At 29.5% G+C, this 23,668-nt stretch carries 22 protein-coding genes; 5 read left to right on the top strand and 17 right to left on the bottom strand.

Going from position 1 to position 23,668, the window contains the following annotated elements; all coding sequences use genetic code 11:
* Positions 1 to 21 precede the first annotated feature (21 nt).
* From B3N22_RS11015 to B3N22_RS10965, 11 genes are all read right to left on the bottom strand, one after another.
* Positions 22 to 819, bottom strand: a complete 798-nt coding sequence (locus B3N22_RS11015) for a histidinol-phosphatase HisJ family protein (protein WP_476728473.1) — start codon at positions 817 to 819, stop codon at positions 22 to 24.
* Positions 820 to 821: 2 nt separating this feature from the next.
* A complete protein-coding gene (locus tag B3N22_RS11010) occupies positions 822 to 1,709 on the bottom strand; it encodes a MurR/RpiR family transcriptional regulator (RefSeq protein ID WP_286907056.1) in 888 nt (295 codons plus the stop codon).
* 36 nt (positions 1,710 to 1,745) lie between these two features.
* Positions 1,746 to 2,588 (bottom strand): Cof-type HAD-IIB family hydrolase, encoded by an 843-nt coding sequence (locus tag B3N22_RS11005; protein WP_286907054.1) that lies wholly within the window; start codon positions 2,586 to 2,588, stop codon positions 1,746 to 1,748.
* A 150-nt stretch (positions 2,589 to 2,738) separates the two neighbouring features.
* The gene (locus B3N22_RS11000; protein WP_286907052.1) at positions 2,739 to 3,722 is read right to left on the bottom strand and encodes a lactate/malate family dehydrogenase; all 984 of its coding nucleotides are present in this window, start codon (positions 3,720 to 3,722) and stop codon (positions 2,739 to 2,741) included.
* Between the two features lie 147 nt (positions 3,723 to 3,869).
* Entirely contained in the window at positions 3,870 to 5,306 is a 1,437-nt protein-coding gene (locus B3N22_RS10995) for a 6-phospho-beta-glucosidase (protein ID WP_286907050.1), read from the bottom strand.
* A gap of 77 nt (positions 5,307 to 5,383) precedes the next feature.
* A complete protein-coding gene (locus B3N22_RS10990; RefSeq protein WP_286907048.1) occupies positions 5,384 to 7,246 on the bottom strand; it encodes a beta-glucoside-specific PTS transporter subunit IIABC in 1,863 nt (620 codons plus the stop codon).
* A gap of 183 nt (positions 7,247 to 7,429) precedes the next feature.
* The gene (licT, locus tag B3N22_RS10985) at positions 7,430 to 8,266 is read right to left on the bottom strand and encodes a BglG family transcription antiterminator LicT (RefSeq protein ID WP_286907046.1); all 837 of its coding nucleotides are present in this window, start codon (positions 8,264 to 8,266) and stop codon (positions 7,430 to 7,432) included.
* Positions 8,267 to 8,582: 316 nt separating this feature from the next.
* The gene (locus tag B3N22_RS10980) at positions 8,583 to 9,752 is read right to left on the bottom strand and encodes a toxic anion resistance protein (RefSeq protein ID WP_286907044.1); all 1,170 of its coding nucleotides are present in this window, start codon (positions 9,750 to 9,752) and stop codon (positions 8,583 to 8,585) included.
* A 9-nt stretch (positions 9,753 to 9,761) separates the two neighbouring features.
* Positions 9,762 to 11,444 carry a vWA domain-containing protein gene (locus B3N22_RS10975; RefSeq protein WP_286907041.1) on the bottom strand — a complete coding sequence of 561 codons (1,683 nt, stop codon included), beginning with the start codon at positions 11,442 to 11,444 and terminating at the stop codon, positions 9,762 to 9,764.
* Positions 11,445 to 11,455: 11 nt separating this feature from the next.
* The gene (locus B3N22_RS10970) at positions 11,456 to 12,187 is read right to left on the bottom strand and encodes a hypothetical protein (protein WP_286907039.1); all 732 of its coding nucleotides are present in this window, start codon (positions 12,185 to 12,187) and stop codon (positions 11,456 to 11,458) included.
* A 273-nt stretch (positions 12,188 to 12,460) separates the two neighbouring features.
* A complete protein-coding gene (locus B3N22_RS10965) occupies positions 12,461 to 12,652 on the bottom strand; it encodes a hypothetical protein (protein ID WP_073016735.1) in 192 nt (63 codons plus the stop codon).
* A gap of 475 nt (positions 12,653 to 13,127) precedes the next feature.
* Between B3N22_RS10965 and B3N22_RS23635 the strand changes: the two genes are divergently transcribed.
* From B3N22_RS23635 to B3N22_RS10950, 4 genes are all read left to right on the top strand, one after another.
* Positions 13,128 to 13,493: a helix-turn-helix transcriptional regulator gene (locus B3N22_RS23635; protein WP_349676617.1), complete on the top strand. Its 366-nt coding sequence runs from the start codon at positions 13,128 to 13,130 to the stop codon at positions 13,491 to 13,493.
* A gap of 21 nt (positions 13,494 to 13,514) precedes the next feature.
* Positions 13,515 to 14,042: a WYL domain-containing protein gene (locus B3N22_RS23630; protein ID WP_349676626.1), complete on the top strand. Its 528-nt coding sequence runs from the start codon at positions 13,515 to 13,517 to the stop codon at positions 14,040 to 14,042.
* 66 nt (positions 14,043 to 14,108) lie between these two features.
* Positions 14,109 to 14,909 carry an SDR family oxidoreductase gene (locus B3N22_RS10955; RefSeq protein WP_286907034.1) on the top strand — a complete coding sequence of 267 codons (801 nt, stop codon included), beginning with the start codon at positions 14,109 to 14,111 and terminating at the stop codon, positions 14,907 to 14,909.
* 77 nt (positions 14,910 to 14,986) lie between these two features.
* Positions 14,987 to 15,277, top strand: coding sequence for a Dabb family protein (locus tag B3N22_RS10950; RefSeq protein ID WP_286907033.1), 291 nt, complete (start codon positions 14,987 to 14,989; stop codon positions 15,275 to 15,277).
* A gap of 86 nt (positions 15,278 to 15,363) precedes the next feature.
* On the opposite strand, the gene B3N22_RS10945 is transcribed toward B3N22_RS10950, so the two are convergent.
* From B3N22_RS10945 to B3N22_RS10935, 3 genes are all read right to left on the bottom strand, one after another.
* A complete protein-coding gene (locus tag B3N22_RS10945; protein WP_286907032.1) occupies positions 15,364 to 15,927 on the bottom strand; it encodes an N-acetyltransferase in 564 nt (187 codons plus the stop codon).
* Between the two features lie 197 nt (positions 15,928 to 16,124).
* Positions 16,125 to 16,346 carry a DUF1659 domain-containing protein gene (locus B3N22_RS10940; RefSeq protein ID WP_286907031.1) on the bottom strand — a complete coding sequence of 74 codons (222 nt, stop codon included), beginning with the start codon at positions 16,344 to 16,346 and terminating at the stop codon, positions 16,125 to 16,127.
* Positions 16,347 to 16,430: 84 nt separating this feature from the next.
* Positions 16,431 to 17,117: an N-acetylmuramoyl-L-alanine amidase gene (locus B3N22_RS10935; protein ID WP_286907029.1), complete on the bottom strand. Its 687-nt coding sequence runs from the start codon at positions 17,115 to 17,117 to the stop codon at positions 16,431 to 16,433.
* Positions 17,118 to 17,237: 120 nt separating this feature from the next.
* Between B3N22_RS10935 and B3N22_RS10930 the strand changes: the two genes are divergently transcribed.
* Entirely contained in the window at positions 17,238 to 17,804 is a 567-nt protein-coding gene (locus B3N22_RS10930; RefSeq protein WP_286907027.1) for a sigma-70 family RNA polymerase sigma factor, read from the top strand.
* A 216-nt stretch (positions 17,805 to 18,020) separates the two neighbouring features.
* Here B3N22_RS10930 and B3N22_RS10925 read toward each other — a convergent pair whose 3' ends face one another.
* The 3 genes from B3N22_RS10925 to pglZ are packed head-to-tail and all read right to left on the bottom strand — an operon-like array spanning position 18,021 to position 23,298.
* The gene (locus B3N22_RS10925; RefSeq protein WP_286907025.1) at positions 18,021 to 18,668 is read right to left on the bottom strand and encodes a GIY-YIG nuclease family protein; all 648 of its coding nucleotides are present in this window, start codon (positions 18,666 to 18,668) and stop codon (positions 18,021 to 18,023) included.
* A gap of 40 nt (positions 18,669 to 18,708) precedes the next feature.
* Positions 18,709 to 20,739 carry a protease Lon-related BREX system protein BrxL gene (brxL, locus tag B3N22_RS10920; RefSeq protein WP_286907023.1) on the bottom strand — a complete coding sequence of 677 codons (2,031 nt, stop codon included), beginning with the start codon at positions 20,737 to 20,739 and terminating at the stop codon, positions 18,709 to 18,711.
* Positions 20,740 to 20,751: 12 nt separating this feature from the next.
* Positions 20,752 to 23,298 (bottom strand): BREX-1 system phosphatase PglZ type A, encoded by a 2,547-nt coding sequence (pglZ, locus tag B3N22_RS10915; RefSeq protein WP_286907021.1) that lies wholly within the window; start codon positions 23,296 to 23,298, stop codon positions 20,752 to 20,754.
* Positions 23,299 to 23,668: the final 370 nt, after the last annotated feature.

The raw sequence follows: 23,668 nt of genomic DNA, 5'->3' as shown, positions 1-23,668 counted from the left end.
AATACTGTCATTATACATATACTAGATCTCATGAAATATTGGTTTCATTTTATCAAAAGTACAAAAGCTATTAAATCCTAATCTCTTTAACTCTTCTTGGACATACGAAATTTTAGTTCCCACGTCCTCTTCTTTATGCGTATCTGAACCTATTGTAATAATTTCTCCCCCAAGTTCTTTATATAATTTTAATATATCTCTAGATGGTGTTAAATCATTAATCCCATATCTAAAGCTCGAAGTATTTACTTCAATACCTTTTCCTTCTTTAATAGCAAGAGATAATATTTCTTTTATAATATGCTTAACTTTTTCAAAAGGATACTCTCCTTCATTATCATATCTTTTTATCATATCAAGGTGCCCTAATACACTATAATCATCATAATTTTTCATCACATTTAATATTTCTTTATAGTAAGCTTCATTATATTCCTTTTGGGTTTTACCTTTTTGAAAATCTTGTGTCCAAAACTCTTTATTCTCCACTTGATGACAAGAAAGTATCACAAAGTCAAAGTCATATTTATTAAAGTCTTTTTTAAATTGCTCTATAGTATGAGTTTGTACTCCAAATTCTATTCCAAGTTTTATTGATATTTTTTTAGAGTATACGGCTTCACATCTTTTATATTCTTGTATATATCCATCATAATCACAATTTAAGTCTGTTTTTACACCATGATCTACATGTTCAGTAAAACAAATTTCATTAAGTCCTATGGAAATAGACTTTTTTACAGCATCCTCCATTTCATAAGTAGAATCATCACTAAAATTTGTATGCATATGATAATCTGCTAATATTCTTTCTTTCATATCTATATCTTTCCTCCTTGCTCTCTATATAATTTTTTTTTAGGTCTAGTTGTTATTTTTTTATATGTATTAAGCTTATATTCTACATTTTTATCGTAATTAAGCTTAAAGTAGCAGGCATATAAACAATCTAAAATATATAATAACGATAATCTAGTTGAAAATGATGATATTTTATTATAGTGATTTTCATTTGAACTTAGATATAAATGATAATCTGCATATTTTGAAATTGGATTCTCATTTATCGATGAAATTAATATTATAGTTGTGTTATTCATTTTTAATATATTTGCTATATTCTCTACTATAACTCCACGTCCTTCAAATGAAATTATTATTCCTATATGTTTCTCATCGCTGGTAGATGCTGTTAGAAGTTGATGATATTCTTCCACAGGTACATTCACAAAAGTTCCTATTTCCTGCATTTGAAATTTAAAATTCTCTGCAAAATAAATATTCCCAGCTGAAGTATATATATCTATGTTTTTAGCATTCCATAGAGCTTTTGTTATAATTCTAAGTTGTTCTAAATCTATCAAATTTAGTGAGGATAATGTTGTCTGTTCATAAACCTCTTTTAAATTTAAAACTACTTGGTTTTGTGTCTCATTTTGCCTTACTGGATAATTGTAGTCAAGAGAGTTTTTTTCTCTTAAATATTCATTAATAGACATGGAAACTTGTAATTTAAGTTCTGATAATCCTGTTAAGTCAAGTTTTTGACATAATCTATAAATAGTGGAAGTTGAAATGAAACAAACTTCACTAATTTCTATTGCACTCATTTTCAAGAAATCCTCAGATTTATCTTTCATATAGTCTACTAGTGTTTTTTCATTTTCGGTTAAGTTTGTTAATTTATTTAATTTTATAAAAATGTTCATGAAGATCACCTCATGAACATTATACATTATTTTATATTATATTTTAAGATATTCCTTCAATGTGTAGGCAATTCCATCTTCTTCATTAGATAGGGTTACCTCGTCAGCTATTTCCTTTAAATCATCTACTGCATTAGCCATAGCTACTCCAATACCAGCATATTTAACCATCGAAGCATCATTATGTCCATCTCCAAAGGCTATCATCTCCTCTTTTTTGTATCCCATAGGAATTAATACAGAATCTAAAGCCTTAGCTTTATCAATTCCTTTTGCAGTAAATTCAAAATAGAAAGGACCTGTAAACATACAGCTTAAAGTATCTTTAAATGGTTCCATCATCTCTTCATAATTTGCCTTTAGATATTCTGGGTCTCCTGCTGTTAATATCTTGTTTAGTGGATAGTCAGCAAAAGCTGCTAAATCATCCTTTTCACACAACTTAAATTTGCCACCACGAGATTCATATTGAATTACATTAAATGGTCTCCCTTTATATTCTACATAACAATTATAAACATCATTAACAAATAAATACTCATCTTTATCAATCATAGGTTTAATATCAAATTTCTTCATATGCTCAAGGACTGCCTGTCCCTTTTCAACGGACATAGTTTCATTAAATAGCACCTTATTACTCTGACAATCAACAACTTTTGACCCATTAAAAGAAACTAAAAGCCCATGATGTTCGTCCATCTTTAACTCCTTTGCATAATCTATTAATCCAGATGTAGGTCTACCTGATGCTAAGATTAAAATTACTCCAGCTTCTTGTGCTTTAATTAATGCATTTTTAGTTTTTTCTGAAATCTTTTTTTCACTATTAGTTAAAGTTCCATCTACGTCCATAATAATTACTTTTATATCACTCACAACTTTTTCCCCCTAGTTTTTTCTTTGATTATACTAACTCTACCTACACAAATAAATAGATTGAGAGGAAAATGAAAAGTATTTATCATAAATAAGTAACTTATTAGTCGAAAAATGAAATAAACTTATCAACCTATAAAAAATCTGATTTTAAATCTCAGGTCCAGTTTTTGCATCTTTCATAGCTGATTTTATAAAAGAAATAGATTCTTCTAGCTTTTTTCTTTCCCATTCATTTAATTTTACAGGCAGTTGTTTTATAACTCCTTCTCGTCCAATAACACATGGCATACTTAATGCTACATCTCCGTCATGACTATATTGACCTCTTAAGGTAGTAGATGCAGGATAAACACTTTTTTCGTCTAATAGAACAGCCTTTGCCATAGTAACAGCAGATTGAGCAACACCAGCATTGGTCCATCCCTTACCATTAAACACTTCATATGCTGAAGTAATTATTGCAGATTTCACTACTTCGGGATCATTTATATCATAAGAACCCTCAAAGTATTCATTTAACTCTGAAAATGGTATACCAGAGATGTTAACATGGCTTAAAACAGGGAATGCAGTACTACCATGTTCTCCCATCATGTATCCTGTCACTGATTTTGGATCAATTTTATAGGTATCAGCAATAAATTTTCTTAAACGTGCTGAATCTAACATAGTTCCAGTTCCAAACACACGTCCTTTGGGATAATTAAATTCATTTTCAGCGATATAAACCATTGTATCTAATGGGTTTGTAATTAAAATTATTATAGCATCCTTAGTATACTTTGTTATTTCACTCATTACGTCACGAATAACTCCACAGTTTATTTTTGTTAATAAAGTACGATCAGGTTCTCCTTTTGGGTCATTAGGATCAGGTATCATACTTGGGCCTGCAGCTATAATAATAACATCTGCATCCTCACATTGTTCATAACCCCCACTTTTAACTTCAACATTATTCATATAAGTTAAAGCTGTAGCTTGAGCCTGATCAAGAGCTTCTCCATAAGCTACATTTTCCAAAATATCAATTACACCAATTTCTGCAAATAAACCAAGCTTCATAGCCTCAGCTAAGACATAAGACCCAACATGTCCTACTCCTATAACTACCAATTTATTTTTATGCATACTATCATCTCCTAGTAATTTGTTTTATATTAATAGTTATATGTTAGCACAACTGCTAATTAATTTCACAATTTTCTTCTTACCCTGTTGTCAATTACTCAGTTAAGATAAAAAATCAGCTTATCAAAAGCTGATTTTTTATGTGGATTAATATAAATCTTCTCCATTACTAGCTATAACTTTCTTATACCAATAGAAGCTCTTCTTTTTACTTCTAGCTAGGGTTCCTTTTCCTTCGTTGTCCTTATCAACATATATAAAACCATAACGTTTTTTCATTTCACCAGTTGAAGCACTTACAAGGTCTATGCATCCCCAAGGCGTATATCCCATTAGTTCTACTCCATCTTCATTAATTGCTTCTTTCATAGCCTTTATATGTTCTCTTAAATATTCTATACGATAATCATCTTCTACATAACCATCTTTATCTGGAGTATCTACAGCCCCAAGTCCATTTTCAACTATAAATAAAGGTTTTTGATAACGATCATATAATGCATTTAATGTTATTCTAAGTCCTAATGGATCTATTTGCCATCCCCATTCACTAGCCTTTAAATAAGGATTTCTCAAAGTTGGAAATACATTTCCTGATGTTTTGATATTTACATTTGGATCTGCACTAGTTAACCTTGAAGCATAGTAGCTAAACGATATAAAGTCTACTGTGTTATTTTTTAAAATCTCTTCATCTCCAGCTTCCATGTTTAAATTTATATTGTTTCTTTCAAACATCTTCTTTGCATAATTAGGATACTCTCCACGTGATTGTACATCAATAAAGAAATAATTTTCTCTATCTCTTGTGATAGACTTCCAAACATCCTCTGGTGCACATGTATTTGCATAAGTACTTGCTCCTGCAAGCATACAACCAATCTTGAAGTTTGGATTTATTTTTCTTGCTATTTCTGTAGCTTTTGCACTTGCAATTAACTGATGATGGGCTGCTTGATATTTTATTTCTTCTTCATTTTCCCCCTCCTCAAAAGTTAATCCCGCTCCTATAAAAGGCAAATGCAATAACATGTTTATTTCATTGAATGTAAGCCAGTATTTAACCTTATCTTTGTATCTATCAAAAAGAGTAGTACATAATCTTTCATAATGATCTACCATCTTACGGCTTCTCCATGAGCCTATTGTTTCTACAAGATGCATTGGTACATCAAAATGAGTTATAGTTACTAGTGGCTCAATCCCATATTTAAGACATTCATCAAATAAAGATTCATAAAACATTAACCCTTCTTCATTTGCAACTTCATCATCTCCATTTGGAAATATACGTGCCCAAGAAATTGATAAACGAAAGGTTTTAAATCCCATTTCTCCAAATAATTTTATATCATCTTTATATCTATGATAAAAATCAATAGCTTCATGACTTGGATAATAATGTTCTTCATCGCAAGTCATCATTTTTAGTTTTCCTTTCATTACTGGAAATCTATCTTCTCCTGATGGAATAACGTCTACTGTTGATAACCCTTTATTTCCAGCTTTATATCCTCCTTCACATTGATTTGCAGCTGTTGCTCCACCCCATAAAAAGTTTTCTGGAAATTTATTAGAATACATATTTATCTCCTTTATTAAAGAGAGTATCTGTGCATTAAGCTAAAGATACTCCCTTCTATTTTATTTAAACATATTAACTAAATAATACTTATAATAGTATCTCCAAGTTTTGCTGTATCTAAATTCATTGGTAAAACCTCTAAATAATCCATAGTATTTGTTACTATAACTGGAGTAACTAATTCATAACCTTCTTTTTCTATAGCTTCCATATCAAATTCTACTAAAGTATCTCCAACTTTAACCTCATCACCATCTTTAATGTATGAAGTAAAATGCTTACCTTCCAATTGAACAGTATCCATACCTACATGAATTAAAATCTCAACTCCATCATTTGATTTTAAACCTATAGCATGTTTAGTCTTGAATATTGTCTGAACAACTCCATTTATTGGTGATACTACTTTTCCTTCAGTAGGTCTAATTGCGATTCCTTTTCCCATCATTTCTGAAGCAAAAGTTTCATCTTTAACTTCATTTAATGAAATAACTTCTCCGCTTATAGGGCTAGCTATAGTGATTTTATTAACTAAATTCTTTTTTTCAACACTATTTACAACTTCTTCACTTTCAACTTTATCTCTATATAATATTAAACAAGCAATAAATGATACAATTACACTTATTACAGCTCCTATGCAGGCATATACAAAGTTATTCATGGAATCTCCACCAATATAACTTGGAAGTGTCAAAAATCCTGGAGAACCACCTGTATAGTTTGATACTCTAAATAGTCCTAAAAATAATCCTCCCACTGCTCCACCTATCATAGCTGAATATAATGGAGTTTTAAATTTTAAGTTTACACCATAAAGTGCTGGCTCAGTTATACCACAAACTGCTGTAATGCCTGCTGATGATGCTAATTGTTTTATCTCTTTATTTTTACTTTTCATTGCTACCGCTAAAGCCGCACCACCTTGAGAAACGTTAGATGCTAACATTCCTGGATATATTATAGTATCATATCCAATAGTCATACGATTATTTATACCAATTGGAACTAGTCCATAATGTGTACCTGTCATAACTAATAATGGAGTTAAACCTCCAACTAAAGTTGGTACTAACCAACCAGCATAAGACTCTAAAGTTTTAATACCTAATCCTATTTTATCACTTACTATATATCCTATAGGTCCTATTACAACTAATAAAGCTACTCCTGTAACCATAGCTGTAATCAATGGTTTTGTGAAAAACTTAATTGCACTTGGTGATACTCTATCTGCTATTGGCTCAACATAAGACATAAACCAAACACCTAATATTATAGGTAAAACACTTGAGCTATAAGATGCTAAAGATATCGGTAAACCAAATAAATATATTCCTGTTCCCGCTTCTTTAGCTGCACCTACCATTGATACAAATGTTGGATGAACTAACATTCCACCAAGCATCATCGCTAAATATTGATTTGTCTTAAACTTTTTAGCAGCAGAATTTGCAAGAAGTATTGGTAAGAAATAAAAAGCTGCATCAGCCATAAAGTTTATAATCTGATAACTTTGTGACTTTGTTGTTATTAATTTAAAAGCAACTAATAATGAAAGTACTGCTTTCATCATACCTGCAGCGGTTATTGCTGGTAATATAGGCGTAAATATCCCTGTTATTGTATCTATAACTTTTGCAGAAACTTTACGGTTATCATCCTCTTCAGAATCCTTTCCGTCTGCAACTTCTATATTTGATATTTTAACTATTTGCTTATAAACATTATTAACCTCGTTACCTATTATAACTTGGTATTGTCCACCTTTATCAACAACACCCATAACACCAGTTGTGTTTTTTAATCCATCTGTGTTTGCCTTTAATTTGTCTTTTAGATTAAATCTTAATCTTGTTGCACAGTGTGTTAAATTTGATATATTGACTTCTCCGCCTACTTTTTCTAATATTGATTTAGCTAAATTTTCATAATTCATAGCTTAATTCCTCACTTTCAAAATTTAATATAGTTAAGTTTTGAAGAATTAAGGTTTTGCCTGATCGAATCAGTTACAATCCTATGAAACTTCCGGTTAAAAATTAATTTTACTATTACACCCTCCTTTAATTTATATAAATATGTATAATAAAAACCTAAAGAAAACAACTTCTTTAAGGCTTTATTGACTTTCTTTTACTACTCTTGCCGTATGTACTATAAGATATAACTTCTCTTCTTTTGTAAGCTGGCTATTAAATTTTTGTTTTATAAATCCTTCTATTTTCTTTGTACACTCATACGATTTTGGATATTTTAATCTAATAATTTCAAATAATTCATTATCATCATCTTCATAGTATTTACCATTAACCATTCTTTGTGCAAAGAATTTTAAATGAGTAACAAATCTATAATAATTAATAGACTCTTCATCAAAGTCAATATTAAAATGATATTTTACAATTTTTAACACTTCGTTTATTAAGTTTATAATATCTACTATTTGTGGCATGTCTTGATTTAACTCACCATTTAAAATATGCATAGCTATAGAAGCAGCCTCATCTTCTGGTAAGCTTATATCTGTTTTGTCTTTTATTATTTTTAATGCCTTAATTCCAATATCAAACTCCGGTTTATGAAGTCTCTTTATATCCCAAAGCATAACATTTTTCATCTCTAAATTATTATTATATCTGTTTATAGAAAAGCTTATATGATCAGTTAGTGTTAAATATATATTTTCATTTAGTTTCGTATTTAACATTTCTTCAGCATATTTTATAACCTCTTCAGAAACCTCTAAATATTCTGCTGGAATGTCATTAACTAAAGTAATTAATTTATCATTTATGCTTTTGTTTTTTAAAACAAATATCTTGTCTATTTTCTCTTCATCAATCTCATCACCTTTCTTTTTTTGAAAGGCTATCCCTCTTCCCATAACCACAGACTCTTGATTGTCTTCATTTTTAATTGTAACAACATTATTATTTAACACTTTGCTTATTAGCACATCCCTAATCTCCTTTACATCAAATTTCCATTAGAAACATTTATCCACTTAATCGTAGTTTTTAAATTATAGAAAAAATTTATTCTGTTTTTAAATAAAAATAAACCCAAATCAACATCAAACAGCTATAACCATAGGCTATAACAAAAGTTTGGTATCAATTTAGGTTTTGCCTGCATTCCAGTAACAATCCTTAAATGAATTCATATTTAATATACAATTATATTAATATAATCTGTAAACATTGTCAACATTTTATTTAAAAAGAACTATTCTCAGTATTAAAGACTGAGAGATAGTTCATAATTAACGTATTCTAAAATGAAAATTTATCTCCATTTTCAAATTTATTTATTGCCTTTTCACCTGATTCTGTAAGTTTCTTAAACTTGTCTATAGTTTCTCTCATCTTAGGCAATGCTTCAAGCTTAAACTTACTTACATCATCTATAGCTGTTAAACAATTATCGAATGATTTCTGCAGATCTTCTACAGATATATTTGAGTTAACAGCCTGTTTGTGAATATCTACCCCTTGTGATTTAATCATTTCAGAAATACCAACAAGCATAGCTCCTGTTGTTTGGTTTACTGCCTCTATGGTTTTAATAACTATCTTTTGATTATACAAACCACTTGCAAGCATAGCTCCTATACTAAGGGCTGACATAGAAACTAGTTTTGCTCTATCTACCCCTATCATTAATTCTTTGTTGTTTCTTTTAAATAATTCAATCGATAATATACCTTGTTGGTTTACTGTTAAAACTTCCTGCATAGTTATTAATCCTTGTTTTAGTGGAAATTGAATTTCTTCCATTACAAATTTTATCTTTTCAGGATCAACTCCATTACTACTTGCATCTTGTATTTTCTTTTCAAGACAAAGATCCATTGCTGTTAATAACTCTATCTCTGATTTTAGTTTTTTAGTAAGTTTTCTCATTTCTATTTCTTCGTTAGTCATTGTTATAATATCATTCTCTAAAGTTTTTTTACCTTTATCTAAAGCTTTAGATATATTCACTAAAACAGCACTAGCTTTTTCATATTTTGCAAAATAGTCTTTTATAGGATTAAATAGTTTTGATAATAAACCAGTTTTATTAAAGTCTATTAAAGATGGATTTAAAGCCTTCATTTCTTTGTTTAAATCTAACAGACTTTTAGATATAACATTATCTTTGTCCTCTAGTGTAGCTAACTTCCCAACAGATATACTTAACATAGAGTTTCTTTTAGCTGAAGCTTCCATAGTATCTCTACCAAACTCTATTATTGGATTTATGAAACTCTTTCTAGAATCCATAGATAAAATATCAACATCAAAAATACTATTTATATTTGCCTCAGCTCTTTTTTCAAGTTCTGTTTTTACTTCCTCAGAAACTTCTAATTGCTTATCAATCTCTTGTTCCAAAACCTTTATATCTGGAGCTTTTGGAACTCTATCTAAATCTATTGTGGCATCCATTGTAAAACCCATAATAACCTCCTACATTTGTGCGTTAAATAAATTGCTTAACTTATAGATAACATCTTCTGAGTCAGCATTTATACTAGCAGCTTCATTTATACTAGATAATACGTTTAGAGCATCAATGTCAGCATTATAACCAATTGTGTAAATAGGTATTTTAAATGCTTCTATAACAGGTGTTATCTTATCTAAATTAAGGCCCCTATTTTGTTCTCCATCACTTAATACAAAAAGCATTAACTTTGCATTAGGATTTTGCTCCTTAGCTTCTAATAACATCTTTGTAGCAACTAATACACCATCATTAGTTGCAGTTCCCCCTACTGCATTTATATCCTCAACCGCTCCTGTAAATAAGGATCTTTGGTTTAAATCAAACTTACCTATAGGTAAATTAATCTCAACATCATCTGAATAACTCACTAATCCTACAGATGAATTATTACTTATATATTGCGAACCCTTGATTAATGACTCTTTTAATTTAGTCATAGGTTCGCCTTCCATACTTCCTGACTTATCAGCTACAAATACTGCAACTATATCTTGTCCTGAATTTTTCTTATCTTTCCATATTTTCTGCGCTCTTATTATAGTGTCACCAGCTGGCATACTAACTTCTGACTTATAATTATCTAACTCATTAAAGCCATAGTCTTTTGCTAATTTCTGACTATCACCACTTTTACATAGTTTTACAAACTCATTTAAAATAGATTTTTTCTCATCAGTTAAATTTCCTATGCCATATAAAGGATTATCATGTCTTAATCCAAATGGAGTAAATGCATAGCTGCTAAATAATTCTGGAGAATTTTTGTAAGTTTGATATTCCATTATAAAACCATCCAAAACCCCAGATGCTGCTGACTCCCTCATTTGTAAAGTTGTATAAGCAACAAAAGGTATGTTAGCTTGGAACTTTTCAAATTCTGATACAGCTGAATCACTCAACAAGTTAGTATCAAAGCTATTTAGTGTTGATACTAGAAAATTTAAACCTGTAGCACTTTGAAATGGATTTGTATAACCCATTGTTAATTCACCATTTGCAACAGCCTCAGTTATTACCTTTAGATTAACAGATCCATATTTTTTAATTAGTTCATCTTTTTTACTTGATGATAGAAGAACTCCTGGAACATTCCCTAATAATCTTTCCTCTACAGTATCTACTTTAATGCCTTTAGCTTGAAGCATTTTTCCCCATAAATCATTTGAAGGAGTATAAGCATCAGGAACATATTTTCCTGAAGATATATAATCCATACCTTCACCAGATGAAATTGCCCTAATTTTTACAGATACCTTTTTCCCATTAACAACCACACTTGAAGAGTTAAATTTGTTAGCCATATCTAATAGCCAAGCATCATTTCCGCTACCAGCTTTTTCAGATGAGGAAAATATCTCAACAAAAGTATCAGTTGTATTTTCAACCTTCACTGGATACTTATCTATACTTGGAAGTGTGTCACTTAAATTATTACTTTCTAAAACTACAGAAGCTTTTCTTGCTCCAACTTCTTTATAACTAACCTTTTTTAACAACTTGTTCATTGTTTTACTTGCATCTTCTTCAGATACCTGTGTATCAGATTTACCCAAATTTTTAGTTAAAGATACTCCACCATATACCACAGCGAAAACGATTCCCGCTATAATGATAAATGTTAATACGTTCTTTAAAATTTTCATTATTATCCCCCTTACTTATAATGCTTTATATTATTTATTAATTCATCCAAATGCTTGATTTCTAACATATTATCTAAATCTCCTTTTGCATTATCTAACTTACATAATTCAAACATACACTTGTCCAATCTCAATAATATCTTGTCTCCTTGTTCAATTGAAGTTTCTATATCTGATAAGTATTTTTGATACATCTCTAATCTTTCATCTATAACCAAATCATCTCTATTTTTATCTTCTCTTTTTAATGTATTATAAGAATCCTCATTAAAATTCTCTATCTTAGTAGCTGTTCTTTTCATCATATCAAAATAGACAGACTCCATAGCTTGTATAGTTTGATAAAACTTTGAATAACTCAAACTATTTTTATCAAATCGCTTTTCTAAATCCTCTAATATATCGTCTTTTAACACTGTATAGGAATCTATTTGATTAATAAGAGTTTTTATAGTTTTTCCGAAAGATTTTTTGTATGTATTATTATTTAATATCTTAACAACATCCCTCATAGTCTCAGCTTTTAATTCAACAGATGAATCTTTTTTGGCAAATAGCAAACTATAATTAAGATATATAAATACAAATATAATCATCAACAATAAGGTTATTATAAGTGATTGTGATATCAACCCAGTTGCTTTACCAAATAAATTTAAAAGCCCTGGAGAAAACAATACTATAGCCGTCAAAGCTACTACTAAATTATATACTACTAACTTTGTAATTGTGTTTTTACTCAAATTCTCCCCCCCCAAATTAAAAATATTTTTAATTTCTCCTATGTACTCCTTAATTAGAAATCATATAATTGATACTTTATACCAGAATTAAATGTAAGTGTTAGTAAATATAGTTTATTATATAATTCATAGTTCTTTCAATACTGAAACATGAAAAAAGACTAAATATTTCTATAAATATCTAAATAATTCCTTATTTTAGTGGTAAAAATATAAAAATACACAAGCAACTGAATCATAATGACTCAAGAACTTGTGTATCTTATTTTTTAACTATCCCATCTCTTGCATTCCCTTTTTCTTATTTTCAACAAAATATATTTTCATAAGCTTTGGGCACATTCTTTTACTATTTACAATTTTTATCTCTTTGCCTAGAGCAATCATTTTTCTTTTAAATTTTTCTAAAGCTGTTTCATCTGTTTCCCCATCTAATAATTGTAGAAATTCAACTTCACTTTTCATTAACTCACCACCTTATTTATCCTACCTTTTAAAGTATCCCTTAACTTTACCTTATTTAACTTCTGATAATTAGAAGTATTCATTTTTTTAAATCCGATAGATTTATATTATTCTTTTGTCTTCTATTTCGTTACAACTTTTCACTTTAATAATTATATATGATGATATAGCCTTAATTTTCTTATAATTATCGTAATGTTATAAAATTTCTAGTTTTGTTATTTTCTCATTTACTACTGTAAAATGGAAGTCCAAAAGAAAAGGATCTGGTAATCCTGTTTTATCAAAATCACCATCAACTTTAGCTGTAACAATAGTTTGAGTGTTTACTACCTCTAGTTTCAACTTATAAGCAAAATGGTAATCTTCACTCCTCTTTTTAATTTGAGAATAAAATGTTTATTTATTAGAAAAACATATAATATGACATATTGTAGTCATATTATATGTTTTATATTTTAAACGAGGTGATATTGTGCAAATAAGTAGGTTATTTCAAATTATATACATTCTGCTTAAAAAGAAATCTGTGACCGCTGGAGAACTGGCTGAACATTTTGAAGTATCTGTGAGAACTATATATAGGGATATTGATGCACTGTGCCAAGGTGGTATTCCCATATATACAAGTCAAGGTAAAGGTGGGGGAATCTCTCTTATTGATGACTTTGTACTTGATAAGTCACTACTTTCAGAAAAAGAACAGGATAAAATCTTGATGGCTCTTCAAAGTCTATCAGCAGTTCAATATCCTGAACTTGATAACGTGCTATTAAAGCTTAGCGGACTTTTTAGAAAAAATAATATAAACTGGGTTGAAGTTGATTTTTCTAATTGGTGAAGCAATAAAAAACAGCAACAGATTTTTGGACTTCTTAAAGGTGCCATACTTGAACAACTAGTTATAACTTTTTCTTATTTTAATATATACGGTGAAAAAGAATATAGAAAGGTTGAACCTTTTAAATTGATTTTTAAAGATAAGGCTTGGTACTTACAGGGATATTGTCTGCAAAAAAGTGCCTCTAGAACATTTAAAATAAGCCGTATGTCTGATATTTATATTACTGAAGAGTCATGTATACACCAAAATTCTCAGGAGCTTTTGCCTAAGTCTGCAAAGGAAGAAGCTAATGAACGGGTTAAACTAACTCTTAAAATATCAGCTGAAGGAGCTTACCGTGTATATGATGATTTTGATGAAGAAAATATAATAAAAAATAATGACAACTCTTATACTGTAATTGTCTCCATGCCCTATGGTGAGTGGATTTATAACTATCTCTTTTCTTTTGGTACAATGCTAGAGGTTATAGCTCCTCAAAGTATAAGGAATGAGATATCACTTCGTTTAGATAATATGGTGAATAAATATCATTCTAGAACCTGACGTACTGTAGTCAAGTTATATTAGCTATACTAAACAAGACAAGATAAAGCAGGGAGGAATCTAAGTATGGGAAATACATTATCAACATTTGATATGAACAAAGAATTTGAGGATAAAAGGGTACTTGTAACAGGAGGAACCAAAGGGATTGGAAATGCTATTGTTCACCGTTTACTCAGTGCTGGAGCAAGCATAATGACTGCTGCTCGAACTGTTTCAGAAGATTTGCCTGATTCTGTTGGATTTATTCAAGCTGATGTCAGTACACCAGAAGGCACAGAAAAAATAATTAAGGATACTCTTGAAAAGCTTGGAGGATTAGATGTACTAATTAATAATGTAGGAGGTTCATCATCTTCAACATCTGGAGCTTTAGCCCTAAGTGATGAAGATTGGATAAGTACATTTAATGCTAATCTTTTTGCTTCTGTACGCTTGGATCGTGGATTTTTACCAACTATGATTAATCAGCATAAAGGAGTTATAGTTCACATATCCTCAATTCAGCGCAGGCTTCCAGGAAATATGACAATGGCATACTCAGCAGCAAAAGCAACTCTTACTAATTATAGTAAAAATTTAGCAACTCAATTTGGATCTGAAGGAATACGAATCAATACAGTAGCCCCAGGTTTTACTGAAACAAAAGCTGCCGAGCGTCTTATTGAAAGAATGTCACAGAATTCTGGAAAAGATTATAACGGTGCTCGTCAAGAATTAATGGATGCCCTTGGTGGTATACCTCTTGGGCGTCCAGCAAAACCTGAGGAAGTTGCAGAACTTGTTGCTTTTCTTGCTTCAGGTAGAGCTTCCTACATTACTGGATGTGAGCATACTATTGATGGTGGTATAATTCGAACCATCTAAAAACTATTTAAATGATAATAAAAAATATTATGAACCATAAACTATAAGTATTTCTAAATATTACAGGAGGTAAAAAAATGATTGTAAATAATGTACTTTTAAAATTTAAAAATAATGATACTGAAAATATTAAAAAGGCACAGGAAGTTCTTTTAGGTATGAAAGGAAAAATAGAAGTTCTTTTAGATATACAAGCTGAAATCAATATTCGTCCCAGTCAAACGGCTTATGACATAATTCTGATTACTAAATTTAAGTCGCTTGATGATATGAATGCATATCTTATTCATCCAGTGCACCTAGAAGTTGGAAAGTTTATAGGAGATGTTCTAGACAAACAAACATCAGTATGTTATGAAACTAAATAAGAACTGCTTAATGCAGTTCTTATTTAGTTTATATTATATTTTACTACATCATAGGAGCCTCTACTCATTTAACATTAGAAATTTATCTAATTTTTAAGAACAAAATAGGAATCATACTCTGTTCCATCATGACCGATTAACTTTTCATCTGAAGCCTGAAATCCTAAGTTCTTTAGAGCCATGATCCTTTCAGATGCCTTTGATATAGCTTTAGTAGCCACTTTATCACACTTAAATAAATCAAATGTTTTAGGGATTATTAAAGATAAAATATTTTCAATTTCTTCTACCTTCTCATAATCACTTCTCCGGTCTAATCTCAATAATCCACATTCAGTAAAATAATCCTTACTAGTTCTATGAAACAGTTCTATTGTTCCAATAGCAGAGTTTTTATGCTTATCAATAATAGACCATCTAACAAAACCTTTTCTATCGTATTCAAAATGCCAATAATCAATAGCATCTTTCATACGCTTCTCTGTCGTATAATAAAAATCATCTCCTCCACAATTATCACTATTAAATAATAAAACCGCTTTTTTATCAGAATATACTTTCAGTAAATCAATACAGTCTTCATTCTCAACAAATTTAAGCAGATATTTTTCATTTTCATATGTAGGGCATGTTTCATATACACTTAGCATTTTTTATTCTCCTCTCTAATACTTCATTATTTATAAATATAGATAACTACTATTAGGTTTCAATTAAACTCACCTACTTTTATTTTATAATAACTATTACCATAATTCTACATATTGTCTTTAATTGACTTTTAAGATCAAAATAAATTGTAAAAAAGATGTGGAATCATTTAACTCCACATCTTTTCCTCCTTTTCTTAAACATGAAATAGCTCAAATTTATTTTCTTTTGAAACTCTATAGGTCTGTGTATCAAGCACTTGTCCTATAGCGTTTCCTACATAATATAAAGCTTCATCTGTAGCATCTTCAGATATTTTTGAATATCTTTGTTTTTTATAAACGTCATTTCCTTCTTTGTCTAATCCGCTTTTATATTCCACAACTAAAGCTAGTGAAGTTAAAATTGATTCTGTCATATTCCTCATCTCCTTTCATTTTGTAATCAGAACACACGTTTGCATCCCCCTTCTTTTTTGGTATAATTTTCATATAGACAAATTTTACTTAACTCTAATTCTTTGACCAGGATATATTAAATCCGGATTCTCGATATTATTTAGAGCTATTAGGTATTTTACCGTTGTGAAGTAGATCTTTGACAATGTCCATAAGTTATCACCCTTTTTGACAACATGATATATTCCCTCATCTTTAGGTTGTACGACAGTTTGAATGTTAAAGGCTTTTTTAATTCCTAAAAATATTGCAGTTGCCATAGCCTCAGAGTTATAAATTTGCATATCATGTTCACTATCGCAAAAGGCACATTCAACTAGAATTGCAGGCATTTTAGTATTCTTTAATACAAAGAGATCACCTCTAGGTTTTACCCCTCTATCTCTAAAACCTAAGGAAACAATCTCAGGAAGTATTACTTTTGCAATATCTATCCCCCTACTACCGGGATAACAAAGAATCTCGGTTCCTTGTGCTCCTGGAAAAGCATTATGATGAATGGATATAAAGAAATCTGCATTATGATTATTAGCTGTAGTTACCCTTTTGTTTAAAGAATCATAAAGACTTGAAGTGCTACTAGGTAAACATTTAATAACCTCAATACCTACATTTAAGCATTTACTAATAAGACTATTACCTACATCAAGATTTAAATTATCCTCTGACTTAATTCCAGATGCTCCTAGGTCATAACTGCAATTATGACCAATATCAATGGCTAGTTTCATTTAATCACCCCTATAAATAAATACCCCAATGCACCATATAAATACCACATTGTATTTAATTAAATTCCTATTAACTTGTGCAGGGTGTTTTCTAAAAATATTAAATTAGAGGTGATGAAAATGAACTTAATTGAAAATGAAAGATTAGCTGTACTAGCTAAGATGGGAAATGATCAAGCAAAAGAGGATTTGGCTAATAATTTTAAGCCCTTTATTCTAAATTTATGTAAAAAAACCTTTCTAAATGGATATGAATTTGAAGACGTCCAAAATGAATGTTACAAAAGCCTTTTTAAAGCACTGAATAAGTACAATCCAGATAACAAGAGATTTGTAGCCTATGCCACTACATCAATAAAAAACGCTTTATCCAATTTAATAAGGAGTTCAACTAGACATGATAAGACCGATAGTAGATCTATCCTTACCCTTACAGATTGCTTGGAACACACCTTAGCTTATGATATAGACTTTGTAGAAGATGAATTGTTCCCTAAGATAGAAATTTTAAATCTTAAGGCTGCAATAGGAAAATTAGCTAAAGAAGAAAAAGAACTTATTGAGTTTGTTTATATAAAAAATCAACCATTAAAGGCATTTGCAAAACAAGCTGGTATACCTTACTCCACATCTATGAGGATGAGAAACAGGAGTTTAGAAAGACTAAGGGAGATAATTGGTGGGTAAAAAAATTTGCGCAAGACAAATTATCTTGCGCAAATCTTTTGTTATATATATTTAAACCTACTTATATATTATTCCTTCAGGCACTATACACGATAATCTTAAAAAATTAGTTTACCAAAGATATATAAATTTTTATTTATATATCTAATAAAATATTATGATATATCCACAGATCAAGAGCCTAAATATCTTCCACAAGTTCAAAAACAAATTACCCTAAGCTTTTAATGCTATATTCCACTTGGGTTTATGTTCCTGTATTAATTTCCTTTCATATTCTTCAATTTCAAAATCATTCGTAAAGAAAGCTAGGAATAGTTCTATAGAATCACCAGTTTTATTTATTAGACTATTAATATGGCAGTTTGTAGATTGTCCATCTATGTAGCAATTTTTGGGATGAATAACTCCATAACCTTGATTGATTCTCTTTTTAAATGAATCTTTACATCTACCAATATATACTACTTCACTGCCTAATTTATAAATATAAAGTCCCTTTTTACCCATTACTTTTGTATCACCTATACTAAATTTACAATATTCATAATCTCCATATGGATTTAATAAATTCTTATAAAAATTATCATTATTGCTTTTAACAAGCATTAAGAAGTCACCAATATTGGTATCACAATACTTACTATATTTTTCTTGTATTATTTCTGTAAATTTACTGTACCTATTGTTTTCAAGTGTCTGAGATACTGTTTTATTATTTAAATAAGCAAAAGTATTGTTTTTATTAAAATACTCAAATTTTAATTCAGTTTTACTAAAATATATTTCACCTAAGGCAGTTATTTTTATCGAAGAATATTGCGGTATTTGTGTTTCTACTGTTTTTTCTTTTTGAGTTACCATAGAACTTCACTCCATATTTCAAATTATTATCTTACAGTTATTATTGTACTCCTAAAGCCTTAAATACTGCATCTTCTGCACTGTTATAAAACATTATTTGAAATTTTGCAAACAATTCTGGAGGTACTAATGCTATATCAGCTGCATTTATCATTGGCAATAAAATTTTCTTTGCTCCTGCATCAAAACACACCTGTAAAGTATTCGCTAAATCCTCAACCTTATTAATTGTACCCCCAATACTTACTGATCCTAATACAACTAATTGACTTTGTACCGGCTTCATTAATGCTCCAGAGCACATGGCTAATATAGCTGCAAGTGATAAACTTGAAGTCATTCCAACACCATTAACATCTTGTATATGCATTAAATAGTCTTTATTAGTTGTAGATATTGAACTACTAATATTTCTACTGTTAGCTCTAAAGTACCTAAATGCTGTTTCTATACTTTCTTTAGCTTCTCTATCATACCCTAGCCCAGTCTTTTCAAATTTACCTGTTCCACCTACGACTTCTACTTCTAATTTATATACTCCAATCATCCCTGAATCACCTACCCCAATGGTATACACATGCCCTGATTTTGAAAGTCCTTCTGGTATTAATGATCCACTGCCTTGTTCTGGTACTGATATAAATTCCTCTTCCATAGATTCATTATCTATATAGGAAAAATGAACATCATAGAATTCCATTCCTCCAATTTTCTTTAATTGCTCCTTAACCCTTCTACGCCCAACTAGTGCATATCTTAATATTTCTTCAAGTTCTTCTTTTGTATATTCACCATGAGGATATAATAATTTTACTAAACCTGATACTGTTTTTCTTACTGCAATAACATCCCTTTGATTTAAATTATTACCTAATTTAAAATACTTATCTATTGCATCTCCGAAAGTTATTTTTCTCATATTTCTAAGATATTCAGCTAAATAATCTGTAATAAATCCAAAACTATCTGTTATTAATTCCGGCCTCATTTTAGGTATTTCCCATCCTGGCAGATAAAAATGCATTCTATCAAAAAAAGCCGAATCATATGCCATTGCTTCAGGAAATGGATCAAACAAATGAGAAGTTTTTAATAATACATCTACACTTTGATTTATGTTACCTACAAATACCATAGACGAAGATGCAGCTTTTTCTTCTTTACCTCTTGAAAATGATCCTGAAGCCATATAATCCTTCATTATTTGAATTCCATCTTTATCTTTAAATGTTATCCCCGCAACTTCATCAAAAGCTACTGTATCCCACATTCCAACAAGTCCTATTTTTCTTTGCGACATATTGTAAAAAAGATTTGCAACTGTAGTTTGACCACCTGATACTAGTATTGAATTAGGTGATATTTCTTTATATAAGTGAGATTTCCCAGTACCTCTGGGTCCAAGCTCACACATGTTATAATTATTCTCACATAAAGGAACCATTCTAAGTAACATATGCCACTTAACTTCTTGTTTTAATTGAGTTGGTTCCATACCTATAGATCTTATTAAGATATCTATCCACTCTTCTTTATTAAATTGTTTTCTACCTTCGATCAACTCTTTCATATCCATATTAGGCATCTGAATAGGTGTAACTGTTTCTATAATAAAAGGATTTTGATTTTTAGCTCCTTCTTCGTAGAAATATTGGATTTTCACAATGCACCAAATGCCGCCACCCAATAGCTTTTCAAAGTCTTTTACATATTTAGAGTCTATCTCAACATCTTTTAACCCAAGGTTAGAGAATTCAGCCACATATAAATCTCTTTTTTCATTTAATTTAACAGTTAATTTATCAATAACAGTATATCTACTCATTTCTCTAATTTTAGATTTTATTTTTTCTGCCTCATCCGGTCTTACAAAATTATCTGCTAATATATTTTTAACTCTTGTAATGCCTGCATTTATACTATCTTCATCCTCAGTAGCACAGTACATTCCTAATAGGTATTCAAGTACATAAATTGGTACGTTAGCTCCTTGTTTTAACTTTTGTGTTAAATCTTTTCTAACTACTTTACCAGCAAAATGCTGGTTAAGTTTTATACTTAATTCATCCATAACCCTCACCCTTTAAAATCCAAAATCATCTACTATTGCTATATCAATGTTAAATGGTACTCTATCGTATTCTCCATTAACATCTTCCTCATCTTCCATAACTAAGAAGTATTGCTTAGTTTTATCATACTCTCTACCTTCTAAAACAAATTCAATTCTATAAGTTCTATCTATAGGATTTTCTGACTTTGAATCTGCTATTATAGTCTTAATATTTGAAACCTTATTTCCTTGTTCATCTTCAAAATAAGTCCTTATTTTTTTTCCTATTACTTTATCTTCTAATTTTTTATCTTGGAAAAATTCTAAATATGTTATTGGATTAGTTACTTTTCTATTTATACTTGTTAAAGATACTTTTACCTTACTTATATCATTAACAGATGATGTACTTCTATCATTCTTAAATCTAATAACAGGAATCACTATCTCTTGTAACATTGCCCCTCCATGTACATAGTTAGCACCGGCACCTTGAACCTTAAACCTTGAAGTTCCATTTGGAGTTATAACATATCTATTACAGTTTTTTCCCAATAAGTAATCCATACTAAAAGTTATTGTACCTTCAACATATTCATCCTTAGAAGTTAATAAAAATCTTCTACTATCTTCACCGTCATCAAGTTTAATACTAGATATCTTATTACTTTCTTCCATAACACTTCTTTTATAAAGATATCCATGATCTGCTGTAATAATTATATTGGACGCACTTACTCTATTAACTAATTTATTTACCAAAGTAATTATTTCTTTAAAAGCCTCTTCAGTAGCTCCAAATACCTCTCTCTCTGAAGCAGCATGATCACCTCTTGCATCAATAGTATTGTGATAAATATAAATAACGTCTAATCCTATAAAAGCCTTTCTAATCTCACTATCTCTCATATCTATTGCTTTATCATAAGTTATTGCTAAAGACTTTTCATTTTCCTTTTTCAAAATAGAGTTTCTATTTTCTACACCATTACTACTTAAGCCATCTACTATAACATCATATTTATCATTAATTTCAATAGTTTTATTAGGTAAAATAGATGCCATCCCAAGCTTTGTATAAGATGGTAATACCCCTTGCATATACTCTAATTCACTTTTACCTTTTCTTTCATTTATAAGTAAAGTATTTAGCTCTTCTGCACTTTCATACCTTAAGCCATCTGATATTATTACAAATGTTCTCTCCTTACCTTTAAATTTAATATTATCTTCATAAAATTTATCCTGTTGCTTTAACCCTTCTATTCTCCAAGAATTTAAACTTCTAATTGAATTATTCCACTTAATTGATAACTCTTGCAAATACCAGTTGTTATATATATTTTCAATAGTATCTTTTAAGTCAGTTAATTCTTCTTTCCATAGACTTTTATCAAAGTGATAATAGAACTTTCTATAAGCTTTATCTATATAATAATAATCTTTTATATAAGAATTTACCATGTTAAATGAATCTTCTGTCTTTATTATAGAGCTTACTGACTTCTGCTTATTTAATAAGTTAATAGCCCATTTTAAAGCATTATATTCACTCTCATATTTTTTATAATAATGTAAAGTTCTTCTTACTACTAATTCAGATAGATATTTATCATATTCCTCTAATCCTTCTTTTAAAAGACTTGTAATCCTTGTTAAAATTAGTTTGTCAACTTCTTCGAAAACTTCACATTTTATAAATTCCTCAGTATCTTTTTTTTCTAATAGCTCAGAAATTTTTAGTTTACTCCCTACTAATTCCTGCATTTTATCATAATAATTACTGTCTTTAATGTTATCCATGAAATGGTTTATAAATACTAAACAATTTCTAACCTTTGGAGATATAAATAAGGCATATGTATTTGGAAATTCAAATTTTACATTTTCATTCATATTAGTAACTAATAGCATAGCCATAAATCTTTCTATACTTTTTTCTTCAAAGGAATATCCAAAATACTTTTCAAGTAGGCTCCATAAAACATCTATACTTCCGAACTTTTTTATATCTTCATAGACCTTATTACTTCCATCTAAGTAATCTTTAATTATAGCCTTAACTATCTCTTCAATGTCCATAACTTTAACTTTTGTCAAAACAGCTAGAACCCCTATATGAACTTTTTCCTTCGTATATTCTTGTATATTTAAGTTCTTAAATCCTGATATTCTCTCCTTATTCTTAAAAAATACATTATAAGTTTCAAATTCTGTCTTTAGTGATGAATCAACTATTTTTAATTCTCTCATTATAACTGTTGCTCTATCTGTGGAGAACTCTTGACTATATGAGAAAATATCATATAGCCAATCTTCCTGTGGGTCTGGCTTTTTTATATTTGAATATACTAAAATACTACTAGTTTGATTTTCTTTTTCTATATAATATTTCGTCCAGAATACATTGTTTTCAGTTAATTTAATAACCTTTATGTCTTCTAAATCAAAACTATCTATTTCATCTATAAAATCTTCATTTTCATCATACCAAAATACTATATGACGTTTTTCCCCATTATCTAATGGTTTTGAAAATAACTCTTTAAGAAAATTTCTTATTTCTTGTAAGTTCATGATACACCTCAATCGTTTAACTTGCATTTATTATAACTATTATAACAGTATTACTACTAAATAGAAAGTTTAGGAAAACTTCGTAACGGTCCTATTTCTAAAACTTAAAATTAAGCATAATAAAAGCACCTACTATTTTTACTAAATAAGCGCACTTATAGTTCCTACTAAATTCTCGATATGCTATAATCTCGAAAGAAGAAGTTGATACATTAATCAGGTTATAGTTCCTACTAAATTCTCGATATGCTATAATTTACAATAAATTTTAATTTCATCTGTTTCAGTTATAGTTCCTACTAAATTCTCGATATGCTATAATAATATTATTATTATCTGTTCTTCTAGCATAGTTATAGTTCCTACTAAA

The sequence above is a fragment of the Clostridium sp. UBA1652 genome, from assembly GCF_002320975.1.
Taxonomy (GTDB): Bacteria; Bacillota; Clostridia; order Clostridiales; family Clostridiaceae; genus Clostridium_T; species Clostridium_T intestinale.
This window is presented reverse-complemented; position numbering and strand designations above follow the sequence as displayed.